At 67.4% G+C, this 11988-nt stretch carries 10 protein-coding genes; 6 read left to right on the top strand and 4 right to left on the bottom strand.

Translation table 11 applies throughout. The features are described from left to right. Nucleotides 1-403: 403 nt before the first annotated feature. On the bottom strand, nt 404-1792 hold the full coding sequence (locus ABIB25_RS10620) for a DUF222 domain-containing protein (RefSeq protein ID WP_354528408.1): 1389 nt from the start codon (nt 1790-1792) through the stop codon (nt 404-406). A 237-nt stretch (nt 1793-2029) separates the two neighbouring features. Here ABIB25_RS10620 and ABIB25_RS10625 point away from each other — a divergent pair, with 237 nt between their 5' ends. Together ABIB25_RS10625 and hisG are read left to right on the top strand one after the other, a co-directional pair. Beyond that, on the top strand, nt 2030-2293 hold the full coding sequence (locus ABIB25_RS10625; protein ID WP_354528409.1) for a phosphoribosyl-ATP diphosphatase: 264 nt from the start codon (nt 2030-2032) through the stop codon (nt 2291-2293). A gap of 97 nt (nt 2294-2390) precedes the next feature. Continuing rightward, complete coding sequence (gene hisG / locus ABIB25_RS10630; RefSeq protein ID WP_354528410.1) at nt 2391-3236, top strand: ATP phosphoribosyltransferase; 846 nt, start codon at nt 2391-2393, stop codon at nt 3234-3236. Between the two features lie 35 nt (nt 3237-3271). Here the strand turns inward: hisG and ABIB25_RS10635 are convergent, their stop codons facing one another. Further along, a complete protein-coding gene (locus ABIB25_RS10635) occupies nt 3272-4084 on the bottom strand; it encodes a thioesterase family protein (RefSeq protein WP_354528411.1) in 813 nt (270 codons plus the stop codon). Nucleotides 4085-4094: 10 nt separating this feature from the next. Beyond that, nucleotides 4095-5018 (bottom strand): RecB family exonuclease, encoded by a 924-nt coding sequence (locus ABIB25_RS10640; protein WP_354528412.1) that lies wholly within the window; start codon nt 5016-5018, stop codon nt 4095-4097. A gap of 109 nt (nt 5019-5127) precedes the next feature. Between ABIB25_RS10640 and ABIB25_RS10645 the strand changes: the two genes are divergently transcribed. Continuing rightward, a complete protein-coding gene (locus ABIB25_RS10645) occupies nt 5128-6282 on the top strand; it encodes a site-2 protease family protein (RefSeq protein WP_354528413.1) in 1155 nt (384 codons plus the stop codon). A 39-nt stretch (nt 6283-6321) separates the two neighbouring features. Next, on the top strand, nt 6322-7143 hold the full coding sequence (locus ABIB25_RS10650; protein ID WP_354528414.1) for a tRNA (adenine-N1)-methyltransferase: 822 nt from the start codon (nt 6322-6324) through the stop codon (nt 7141-7143). 6 nt (nt 7144-7149) lie between these two features. On the opposite strand, the gene ABIB25_RS10655 is transcribed toward ABIB25_RS10650, so the two are convergent. Beyond that, the gene (locus tag ABIB25_RS10655; protein ID WP_354528415.1) at nt 7150-8253 is read right to left on the bottom strand and encodes a superantigen-like protein SSL4; all 1104 of its coding nucleotides are present in this window, start codon (nt 8251-8253) and stop codon (nt 7150-7152) included. Between the two features lie 347 nt (nt 8254-8600). Between ABIB25_RS10655 and arc the strand changes: the two genes are divergently transcribed. Next, nucleotides 8601-10313 (top strand): proteasome ATPase, encoded by a 1713-nt coding sequence (gene arc / locus ABIB25_RS10660; RefSeq protein WP_502919790.1) that lies wholly within the window; start codon nt 8601-8603, stop codon nt 10311-10313. Between the two features lie 446 nt (nt 10314-10759). Then, complete coding sequence (locus tag ABIB25_RS10665) at nt 10760-11863, top strand: hypothetical protein (RefSeq protein ID WP_354528416.1); 1104 nt, start codon at nt 10760-10762, stop codon at nt 11861-11863. Nucleotides 11864-11988 lie beyond the last annotated feature (125 nt).

Raw genomic sequence — 11988 nt, forward strand, 5'->3', positions numbered from 1 at the left:
CTGCGGGTGGCGGTCCAGTCGGTGAACGTTTTCAGGAAGTGGTGGTGTCTGGACAGCGGGTCGAGACTTTTCGCGTCGGTCTGCCCGCCTTGTTCGGGATGCTGGTGGTCGAAGGGTTCCCGGTGGTCCAGGTCGCACAGTGGTCCGGGGATCCGGCAGGACGGGAAGCGGCAGGTCCCGGCGGCGGTGAGCACCTGGTCGGTGACTGTCTGGGTGGGGATGTATGTCGGAACAGGCGCGGTGGATCTGACGGCCATCGCGTGGCCGTGTTCGTTGACGACGATGACCGCGAGGGATCGGATGGACGTTTTCATCGCGAGCGCGATGTGGGCGGGCAGGAATCCGTGTCCGGTGAGTTCGGCGGGGTCCTGGTTGAACTCGGTGAACGCGGCGAGACTCATGGTCAGGTTGAAGTGGGCACCGCGGCCGTGGTGCTTGGTGATCTTCGACAGGCGCTTACCCGGCCGCGCGGTGATCGGCTGCGCGGTGCCCAGCCGCGTGGTGATCGGGTGCGCGGTGCCCAGCCGCGTGGTGATCGGCTGCGGCGCAACAGGAAAGGGCACAGCCGGCTCGGCCGCCGGGGACGGTGCTGGCTGAGCCGCGGCGGGCACCGCAACCTCGACGGACGCCGCGGCCGCATCGTTCTCCTGAGCCGGGTTCGCCGCTCCGGGCTGAGCTGTCGGGTCCTGGTTCTGCTCGGTGCCGGCGCGGGGTTCTCGTCGAGGTCGGTGGTCGGAGTGTCGGTTTCGGCTGAGGTGCCCTGCTCTGCAGGGTCGGCCGGCTCGGTGCCGGTGGGGTTCTCGTCGGGGTCGGTGGTGGGGGTTTGCGTTTCCGGGGAGGTGGCCTGGTCGTCCGATTCGGTGGAATCCTCCGGGGTGCAGGTGTCGCGGAGGTCGACGAACCCGTTGGCCAGGATCTGCAGGCACATGTCGACCAGGGCGTCGGCGCGGCACGCGGCGATGCCCCGTTCGTCCATCCCGACGGTGGCTTTGGCGATCCGGTCCAAAAGGTCGAACACGGCGACGGCGCCTTCGGCGGTCAGGTGCGCCCGGATCATCCCCATCCCGTCGACGCTGGGGGTGTGGTCGACGAACCGGTCCTTGCGGGCCTTGTCCGCCCGTTTCTTCGACGCGGTGGGGTCGGCCTGGATGACGCGGAGGTCGATCATCGGCCGTAGCAGTCCCGGGGTGCGGGTTTCGGCCAGCGGCAGTATCTTCGCTTCCACCGCGGTGCGCAGGGTGGGGTCGAGGTTGGCGGTGCGTTCGGCGATCATCCGGGCCCGGGGTAGGTCGATCCGCCCGGCTTTCAACGCCGCGAGGGTGGCGGGGAGTTCTTCGACCAGTTCGACGGCGGCGGACACCCGGTGGGCGGCGCCCAGCGGCGATTGGTGCAGGGCGGCGCTGATCTCCGCGGCGGCCATGTCCTGGGCCCGTTCGGCGATCAGCACGCTCATCGCTTCCGGGTCGACCAGCCCACCGGGGCGGTTCGCCAACCCGGTGTGGTCGATCAACCCGGCGATCAGCTTCGTCATGGATCCGCACCGGCCGGGTGTGGCGAATTCCGCGACCGCGGCGATCTGCACGGCCTGCAGGTGGGAGATCAGCCGGTTCGCCGCGACGATCAGATCCGGCAGCTCGGACGGCGACAGCGCTGCCGGGACAGCGGAGGTGACCCATTCGAAGGTGTCCGCGACCGGTACGGCAGCGGGGGCAGCAGCCGGTTCCGGCGTCGGCGCAGCGGGCGGTCCGGAAGGTGCGGCAGCACTGTCGGGGTCGACCGGTACCGTCGTCATCTCACCACCCCGGCCCCTCCATCGAAATCCCACCATCTAGCGGACGTTTGTTCTGTTCTAGCCTTTTCAACTGATAAAAATAGCGATTCTGCTCGCAGCAGATTATTCCGCCACACCATTCGACCGCCACTGACACCCGACATCCAGGCGATCGAATGCCACCCAGATTTCTCAGTGGCAGGTCGCCGTCGCAACACATGTCAAAACTCCTACCGGCGTCTGGGAGAATCAGCCAACGTGAAGACTTTCGACTCCCTGTTCGCCGAGTTGCTCGTACGGGCCAGTGAACGCCCGGCGGGGTCCGGGACCGTCGAGGCGCTGGACGCCGGCGTGCACGCCCAGGGCAAGAAACTCCTCGAGGAGGCCGGCGAGGTCTGGATCGCCGCCGAGCACGAGGGCGACGATGCGTTGGCACTGGAGATCTCCCAGCTGATCTACCGGGCACAGGTGATCATGATCGGCCGTGGGATCGGTCTCGAGCAGGTCTACAAGCATCTCTAGGGCCGGCCCTGCCGCGCCCGTCCGCATCAGACCTGTTCGACCACGTCGGCACCGCGTCGGCGTGCCACCCAGCCTTCGATGACACGAGGATCACCCCATGTTGAGAGTTGCCGTCCCGAACAAGGGCACGTTGAGCGAACCCGCTGCCGAGATGCTGCGCGAGGCCGGATACCGGCAGCGCCACGATTCCCGCGACCTGACCGTGCTCGACTCGGCGAACGATGTCGAGTTCTTCTTCCTGCGTCCCAAGGACATCGCGATCTACGTCGGATCCGGTGAGTTGGACCTCGGCATCACGGGCCGCGACCTGACCGCCGATTCCGGTGCCCCGGTGGCCGAGCAACTCGGGCTCGGGTTCGGTCACTCGACCTTCCGGTATGCGGCACCGACCGGTCGGAACTGGACGGTCCAGGACCTGGCCGGCCTCCGGATCGCCACCGCCTATCCGAACCTGGTCCGTCAGGATCTGGGCGCGAAGGGCATCACGGCCGAAGTCATCCGGCTGGACGGTGCGGTCGAGATCTCGGTGCAACTCGGCGTCGCCGACGCCATCGCGGATGTCGTCGGGTCCGGCAGGACGCTGCGCCAGCACGCGCTCACCGCTTTCGGCGAGGTCATCTGCGATTCGGAAGCCGTGCTGGTCACCCGCGCCGGCACGGACGTCAGCCCGGCCGGGCGTCAACTGGTCAGCCGCCTGCAGGGTGTCGTGTTCGCGCAGCAGTACCTGATGCTCGATTACGACTGCCCGAAGGCGCTGTTGGAGCAGGCCACGCGGATCACGCCGGGTCTGGAGTCGCCGACGGTCGCCCCACTGGCCGACCCGGACTGGGTCGCGGTCCGCGCGATGGTTCTGCGCAGCAACGCGAATCCAGTGATGGACTCACTCATGACACTCGGGGCCAAGGCCATTCTCGCCTCGGACATCAGGTCCTGCCGGCTCTGATCACCTGGTAGGTCGGGTCGTCCCGCGAGCAGGGCTCACCGCGCCGCGCGGAGAGTGAGCGTCTGAGCGGACCGACCGAGCGGCCCGATCACGTCGTACAGGACGGCAGCGGTGAGACCGAGGCCGTCGGGTCCGAACGACACCTCGGTGCGCAGTCCCAGCCAGCTACCGGTCGGCCGCCGGAACAGGTGGACCGTGAGGTCCGTGTTGGAGAACAGCAGGTCGTCGGGATGCGCACGGGTGGCGACCCCGTTCGCGGTATCGATCAGGCTGAAGATTCGTGCGATGGGGGAGGTCGGCCGGTCCTCGACCAGGTCGAACCTGGTTCGCAGCCACACGGTGGAACTACCCGGCACAGCCTGACCGACGACCCGCGCCTCCACCGACCGGATGAAGCCGCCCCTCCAGGTGCCGGTCAGGTCCAAGGGTCGTGCGTCCTCGGGGCCGGGGATGGCGTCCAGGTCGTTTCCGGCGAAGGCCGACGTGTCCGATGTCGCCAGACGCCACGCCGTGGCGCGCACCAAGGTCCGGCTGCCGGCCGTCATCTCCGCCTCCAGCAACTCGATGGTCCGGCCCGGACGGACTACCCTGGCCGCGACCGTGACCTCACCGGCCGGGATCATCCCGAAGATGTCGAACGCGACACGCGACATCAACAGATCCGCACGAGGAGAACAAGTCTCCAGCGCATCGACCAGTAGGCCGGACACGGGTGCCATGTGCTGCTCGTGCTCCGACCAGGCACCCTGTGCGTGCTCGGTGGAAAGGAACAGACCCGGACCAAGCTGTCGGTAGTAGGCGGACCGTGAAGCAGAGGGCGAGGAAGAGGTAGAAGTAGAGGAGCTCACCGAGCCAAGGCTAACGCCCCGGCCCGATCGTCTGGTCCGTCCCCGGCATGCCCGGGTAGGGCGGGGGAGTGCCGCCGAACTCCGGACACATGGCCTGGTGCGCGCACCACCGACAGCTCGAGGACCGTCGTGCCGGGAAGTCGCCGGTCTGGGCGGCGGACCAGATCGTCCGCCACAGAGCGACGACCCCGCGTTCGAAGGCGTCGAGTTCCTGCTGGTCCGGCCGATAGCGCAGCGCGGTCGAGTCCCCGAGGTAGATCAACTTCAACTCGGTCGGAAGAACGCCGCGGAGATGCTGCAGCATCATCGCGTAGAACTTCAGCTGATAAAGCACCGCGGTCTCGTAGTGTTCCGACGGCGACCGGCCGGTCTTGTAGTCGACAATGCGTACCTCGCCCGTCGCCGCGACATCGATCCGGTCGATGAAGCCCTTGAGCGGCACCCCGGTGGGCTCGGCACGATCAGGCGGCTCCCCAGGCTCAGCGAGATCGGCCGGGACGATCGTCAGTGTGAGCTGCACCGGCTCCTCGCAGGCCTGGGGCGAGAATCCAGCGGGGTCCTCCAGCCGGAAGTACGCGCGGACGAGTCCGGCGGCCTCGGCCAGCCACGGTTCTCGGTCGGCGTCGGGGACGAGGTCCACCAGATCGGGTTGATCGTTGCGCATCTCCGACCAGAGGCCCTCGATGGAATCAATGGTCCGGCCCTCGGTGCGATCGCCAGCGGCCCGGGTGAACATCCTCTCCAGCACGGCGTGCACCAGGGTGCCGCGGACGGCGGGCCGGCTCGGCGGCTCCGGCAGTCGGTCGATCGCCCGGAACCGATAGAGCAGCGGACAACTCCGGAAGTCGCCCGCCCGCGACGGCGACAGCACCAACATTCTCGTTCCCGCGTCGGCAGGCGCTTCCGACGGATCGCGAGGGGTACGTCCGGACATACCGCGGATCGTAGAGCGAGGGACCGACAGCGACACAGAACGAGGGACCGCAGCGACGCCGGCCGAAGGCTCGGCTGGAGGGCTCAGCCCGGCCCACTACCCTTCGGTGGTGCCCCCTGATGCGATCCGGACATCCTCGTCGGCTCCGCGTGCTCGGCGCCGCAGCTTCGGAATACCGCTCGGACGCATCGGCGGCATCCCGATCGTCCTGTCGCTGTCGTGGTTGCTGTCGGTCCTGCTGATAGCCGTGCTGGCCACCCCGGTGGTCCAACAGGCGATCCCGGCGATCACCACTGCCGCGGCCGTCCTGGTGTCGATCGGGCTCGGGGTGCTGCTGGGGGTCAGCGTGCTCCTGCACGAGCTCGGACACTGCCTGGCTGCGCGATCGCTCGGCCTTCCGGTGATCGAGGTGCGCCTGTATCTGCTGGGTGGGGTCTCCGAACTGGGCCGGATGCCCGGGTCCCCGCGGGAGGAAGCCGTCATCGCCGCTGCTGGGCCGGGAGTGTCGGCCCTGCTCGCCGGCATCTTCGGACTGCTGGTGGGCAGCACGACGCCGCACACGATCACCTGGCTGCTGTTGATCGAGCTGGCACTGGCCAATCTCGTGGTCGCTGTCTTCAACATTCTTCCGGCACTGCCGCTGGACGGCGGTCGGGTGCTCCGCGCCGGTGTCTGGGGAGCGTCCGGGCGCCGCCGCTACGGCACCCTGGCTGCGGTATTCAGTGGCTACCTCATTGCACTGGCGCTGCTGGTCTGGGGGGCCATCCAGATCGCCGGTCCCACCCGGGCGGCCCTGCTGCAGGGTGGGGTCGCGGTGGTCATGGCGATCTTCGTCGCCGTCGGAGCGGCGGGTGAGCACAACTCCGACAAGGTGGTCAACTGGCCGGCCGACGTCTCGATCGCTGCGTTGGCCAGGGCCGTCGTGCAGCTGCCCACCGAGACGCCGGTGGCGTTGGCCAACCAGGTGGCGTCAGGACGGGCGGTCATCCTGACGGGCGCCGACGGCGTCGCGGTCGGCCTGATGGACGACCGCCAGGCCATCGAACTGGCAGCGACCAGGCCGCAGTCACCGGCGACGATGGCTGCGTCGCCGATCACGCCCGAGATGGTGATCCTGGTCCACGACGATCCGGCCGAGATCGTCGCGCGGGTCAGATCCGTTGCGGCGCAACAATTCCTACTCGTCGATGAGGACGGGCGTCCGGCCGGGGTTGTGCGCAGCGAAGACATCGCCCGGATACTGACCGGGCGGCGTCACGGATGACCGTGTCCCGCAGCAGTTCGGCAATCGTGAAGGAGCGCAGTGAGCAGGGATTTCCACGAAGGGGACCGGGTGCAGTTGACCGATCCCAAGGGCCGTAAATACACGATGGTGCTGGCGCCCGGCGCCACGTTCCACACCCATCGCGGAGCACTTGAGCACGACGCGCTCATCGGTCAGCCGGAGGGCTCGGTGATCACCTCAGCCGGCAAGACGGAGTACCTCGCATTGCGACCGCTGCTCACCGACTACGTGCTGTCCATGCCCAGGGGCGCGGCCGTCATCTACCCCAAGGATGCGGCGCAGATCGTGCACTGGGGTGACATCTTCCCGGGCGCAAGGGTGCTGGAGGCGGGGGCCGGCTCCGGGGCGCTGACCTGCTCGCTGCTGCGCGCCGTCGGACACGAGGGTTCGGTGCTCTCGTACGAGGTCAGGCAGGACCACGCCGACCACGCGATCAAGAACGTCGATACCTTCTTCGGCACGCGGCCCGCCAACTGGGAGCTGCGGGTGGCCGACATGGCCGAGCACTCCGGCGAGGTCGACCGGATCGTGCTGGACATGCTCGAGCCGTGGTCGATGATCGACACCGTCGCCGCGTCGCTGGTTCCGGGTGGTGTGCTCATGGTCTATGTCGCGACGACGACCCAGCTGTCGAAGGTGGCCGAGCTGCTACGCGACCACGGTGGGTTCACCGAGCCGGAGGCGTGGGAGTCCATCCACCGCGGTTGGCACGTCGTGGGACTCTCGGTCCGTCCGGAGCACCGCATGCAGGGGCACACCGCGTTCCTGCTGAAGACCAGACGGATGGCCCCCGGCTTCACCGCGCCGCGTCCGCAACGCCGACCGGTCAGCACCCGCTGACGGCCGTCAGTACGAGCAGATCTTCCAGGTGCCGTCCTCGACGAGCATCTGGAACGTCACCGTTGTCGTCTTGGAGTCGGCGGTGGCGGACATCTTGATGGTTGCCCGTTGCCCGCTGATGATGGGAAGTCCGGCGAGGCCGAGGTGGCTGACGGCGTCCAGTTGGCTCTGCGTCGTCTGCGCAGCCGCGGACCGGCACACTACGGCCAGCACGCGGGTGAGGTCCTTGCGGTTGACAGCGTCCGCGAACTGGGCCGCCGTAGAGTAGGCCGCCTTCTGATCGGTGCCGGTATACCCTCCGCCGACAGGTGGATCGGTGGTGGTCGTAGTCGTGCGCGTGTCCGTGGTGGGCGCACCGGTGGTGCGGGTGTCGGTGGTGGGGTTGTCGGTGGTGGGGTCGTTCGACGTGGTGGGGTTGTCGGTGGTGGGGTCGCCCGACGTGGTGGGGTTGTCGGTGGTGGGGTCGCCCGACGTGGTGGGGTTGTCGGTGGTGGGGTCGCCCGACGTGGTGGGGTTGTCGCTGGTCGTGGGTGCATCGGTGGTGGGCGCTTCGGTGGTCTGCCCGGAGGGCGCCGGGAACGGGCGTACCCCGGCGGTGCTGGACGCGGCGCTCGTCGGCACGGTCGGCGTGTTGATGCCCGGGCCGGCCGTGGTGGAATCATTGCGGTTCACCAGGATCAAGGTGGCGGTGACAGCGACGGCGATCACCACGACGACGGCCGCGATCACCCCGATGGTCTTCCTGGTGTTCGTCGGTGGTGCAGGCGGCGGGTAGCCGGGCTGGTTGTACTGGCTCGGGGCGTACTGACCTGCGTGGTAGGGCGGCTGCCCGTAGGGCGGCTGGCCTTGCTGCGGCTGTCCGTACTGCGGATGTCCCAGCGGAGGCTGACCCGGTGCGTGGCCCTGGCCCCACGGCGGCTGTCCCGGTGCCTGGCCGTAGCCCGGCTGGCCCTGGCCAGCACCCGGCTGGGCCTGGCCGTAGCCCGGTTGCACCTGCGTCGGCGGACCGTAGGGATCGTTCCCGGAGGGCTGACTGCCGTAGGGGTTCTGGTTGCGGGGGTCGGGCTCATGTCCACCCTGGTCCCCGTACTGCGCCCATGGTCCGCTCATCGTCGTCATTCCCATCTGTCAAAAGGTGCGTGCGAGTTCGTCATCCGCCGGGGTGTGACGCCCACTATCGTGCTCCGGTTCCGTCCTGGCGCCTCGCCGCGTAGGCCAGGTTGCCTCTCGTTCCACCCAGCGAGCCGACCGGGCAGAGCCATCGCGTGACGGCGCGACCCGTGGTTGGAACGTGATCGCCACGGTCGCGGCCGAGGGCGCAGGTAGGGTTGAAGCATCTACAAGCCCACGGCTGACGGGAGGGCGATGTGACGGACGAGAACATCACCAGCAGTGAGGGCGGTGCGGACGGAACGACGTCCGGGCCGGAACACGGCTACGTACAGAGCCCAGCCGCGTTGAGCGCCCAGATCCGGGTGCTGAACGACGAGATCTCCCAGCTCCGCCGACGTCTGGCGGTCGCTCCGATGGACACCAGGCCGCTCGAGCGACAGCTCTCGGAGTCCATGACGCGGATCAACGGACTGAACGAACGCAACGAGAAGTTGGTGCTCACGCTGCGCGAGGCGCGCGGTCAGCTCCTGCAGCTCAAGGAAGAGGTCGACCGTCTGGCCCAGCCGCCCAGCGGTTACGGCGTCTACCTCGGTGCCGGTCCGGAGGGCACGGTCGAGGTCTTCACGGGCGGCCGGAAGATGCGACTCACCGTCTCCCCGTCCATCGACGTCCCCGGGCTCAAGCAGGGCCAGCAGGTCCGTCTGAACGAGGCGCTGACCGTGGTCGAGGGCGGCGCCTTCGAGCTTGTCGGCGAGGTCTGCTCGCTCAGAGAGCTCCTGGACGGCGACCGGGCGCTCGTCGTCGGCCATGCCGACGAGGAGCGGGTGGTGCACCTGGCGTCCCCGCTGATGGACCTGCCGCTGAAGCCGGGTGACTCCCTGCTGGTCGACTCCAAAGCCGGATACGCCTACGAGCGCGTGCCCAAGGCCGAGGTCGAGGACCTGGTCCTGGAAGAGGTGCCGGACGTCGAGTACAGCGACATCGGTGGCCTCACCCGCCAGATCGAGCAGATCCGCGACGCCGTCGAGTTGCCGTTCCTGCACGCTGAACTATTCCGCGAGTTTCAGCTGCGTCCGCCGAAGGGTGTGCTGCTCTACGGCCCTCCCGGCTGCGGCAAGACGTTGATCGCCAAGGCGGTCGCGAACTCGCTGGCGAAAAAGGTTGCGGCTGCCCGTGGCGTCGAGCACGTGACCAGCTACTTCCTGAACATCAAGGGCCCGGAGCTGCTGAACAAGTACGTCGGCGAGACCGAGCGCACCATCCGGCTGATCTTCCAGCGTGCCCGGGAGAAAGCCTCCGACGGCACCCCCGTGATCGTGTTCTTCGACGAGATGGACTCGGTGTTCCGCACCCGCGGCACCGGCGTCTCCTCCGACGTCGAGACGACCATCGTGCCGCAGCTGCTCAGCGAGATCGACGGTGTCGAGGGCCTCGAGAACGTCATCGTGATCGGTGCGTCCAACCGCGAGGACATGATCGATCCGGCCATCCTGCGCCCTGGTCGACTGGACGTGAAGATCAAGATCGAGCGGCCGGACGCCGAATCGGCGACCGACATCTTCGCCAAGTACCTGGTGCCGGCGCTGCCGATCCACCCGGACGACCTGGCCGAGTTCGGTGGAGATCGTCAGGCGACCATCACCGCGATGATCCAGCACACCGTCGAGCGGATGTACGCGGAAACGGATGAGAACCGTTTCCTGGAGGTCACCTACGCCAACGGTGACAAGGAAGTCCTCTACTTCAAGGACTTCAACTCCGGCGCGATGATCCAGAACATCGTCGACCGTGCGAAGAAGTCGGCGATCAAGGAGCGATTGGAGAAGCGTGGTGCCATCGGATCCGGTGGACTTCGCGTGACGAACCTGCTCGACGCCATCGTCGACGAATTCGCCGAGAACGAGGATCTGCCCAACACCACCAACCCGGACGACTGGGCCCGCATCTCGGGCAAGAAGGGGGAGCGGATCGTGTACATCCGCACCCTGGTCTCCGGCAAGCTGTCCGAGGGTTCGCGTGCGATCGATACCGCCTCCAACACGGGGCAGTACCTGTAGCGCAGGGCAATCAGAGCCGCTGATCGTCATCGCGAAGGCCGGAATCCCTGCGGAAGCATGGGTTTCGGCCTTCGTTCGTCGCTCGGGCCCCACATCAACCCGATTGGTGAATGTCGTCATCAGTTCGGATGAAGCCAGCGGACCGAATTTCGTAACGGCTCTCGCTCATGGCCGATGACCAGCGCTTTACCTTGTGACCAACGGGCATCGGTGGAGAGTTCCCCACTCGATCGTGTCGGCAAACGGAGCCAGCGTCACCGAAGATGTGCGGATCCTGCCTGAAATCGGCCGGATAGGCCCCGTCCGCTCCGGTCCAGTCTTGACGCCACCGCCGGAAAAGGATATCCAAAGGTCCCGATGTCCGCCGTCGACCGATTGGGTTCGAAAGGTTGCGGCGTGAATATCACCCTTCAACGACCGTTGGTCAATCCAGGAGCAGCGCACGTATGAGCATCACGTCCTTCAAACGATCGAGCCTTGCGGTGGCCGTCGCGGTGTCCCTCGGTCTGGGTCTGACTCCGGTCGCCTCTGCTGCTGCCCTTCCATCAGCCACGAGCGGCAGTGCAGCGAGTCGGGCCGTCGTGGCCAAGCCGACGATCACCGGGCAACCCGCATCGCCCACCGTCGTCACCGGAAACGCCGTTCGGTTCTCCGTGCGGGCGACCGGCGCCGGCCTCACCTATCGGTGGGAGGAGAGTCTGGCCGGCCACCCCTGGGCGACGATTCCGAACGCCAAGGCCGCCGACCTCTACGTCGCCGCGGTTCCGGGACGGAACAAAGCGCACTATCGGGCCATCGTCGCCAATACGGGTGGTCAGGTCTATTCCCATGCCGCGATGCTGACGGTTGTGGTTCCGCGAGCGTCCATCTCGGCGCAACCCGTCAACGTGCGAGTGGTATCCGGCCAGCTGGCCACCTTCTCCGTCAAGGCCACAGGTCTATCGCTCGGGTATCGCTGGCAGGGCAAGGTTCCCGGCAAGGACTGGGGATACATCGCTGGCGCCACCAAGAGTTCCTACAGCGTGCGGGCCATCGTCGCGCGGAACGGCTACCAGTTTCGCGCGGTGATCAACAACCCGGGTGGACAGGTGAACTCGGGGGTCGCCGGACTTGGCGTCGACCCCACCCGCGCTGATCCCTACCGCGCCAATGTCGCCTCGTACCTGACGAAGTGGGGTGTGGTGGTGCGGCCGACCAACACCGATGCGGCTGCGGAGGTCAAGACAGATAAGCTCGGCCCGCCTCCACTCGCCGGTAATCGGTACGTGGCCGCCTTCGTCGATGTGCGGTATCTGGGGGCCGGCTCCACAGCGCCCTACGTGGGCTTGGATGTCGAGTTCATCGGTGGGGACGGACGGACCTACACGGATACGAACAGGCTGTACTGGAACAACAGCATCTACTCCATCGATCCGCTGTACTACGGCGCGACCGCAGAATTCGCGACAATCGTCGAGGTTCCGGCAGCGGCTGTGGCCGGTGGACGGTGGCGGATCGATGACACCACTGACTACTCCAACATCCGGACGACCTGGTACGGCCTGAGCTGACCGTCGTGCCCAGGTAGCCAGAATGCAGGTGCGGCCGCGACTTCTGCTTGCGGCCGCACACTGGGCGCCTGCCGAGATTGGCCCATGGTGGGGTCGCGCCCGAGGCCGAGGGGCTCCCTCTCCAG

Source organism: Nakamurella sp. UYEF19 (assembly GCF_040546275.1).
In the GTDB taxonomy this organism is placed as follows: Bacteria; Actinomycetota; Actinomycetes; order Mycobacteriales; family Nakamurellaceae; genus Nakamurella.

What these genes read in the sequence shown, in the direction of transcription:
- ABIB25_RS10640 (WP_354528412.1), bottom strand. Translation starts at nt 5,018, where the DNA reads ATGTCCGGACGTACCCCTCGCGATCCGTCGGAAGCGCCTGCCGACGCG.
- ABIB25_RS10655 (WP_354528415.1), bottom strand. Translation starts at nt 8,253, where the DNA reads ATGAGCGGACCATGGGCGCAGTACGGGGACCAGGGTGGACATGAGCCC.
- ABIB25_RS10620 (WP_354528408.1), bottom strand. Translation starts at nt 1,792, where the DNA reads ATGACGACGGTACCGGTCGACCCCGACAGTGCTGCCGCACCTTCCGGA.
- ABIB25_RS10665 (WP_354528416.1), top strand. Translation starts at nt 10,760, where the DNA reads ATGAGCATCACGTCCTTCAAACGATCGAGCCTTGCGGTGGCCGTCGCG.
- hisG (WP_354528410.1), top strand. Translation starts at nt 2,391, where the DNA reads ATGTTGAGAGTTGCCGTCCCGAACAAGGGCACGTTGAGCGAACCCGCT.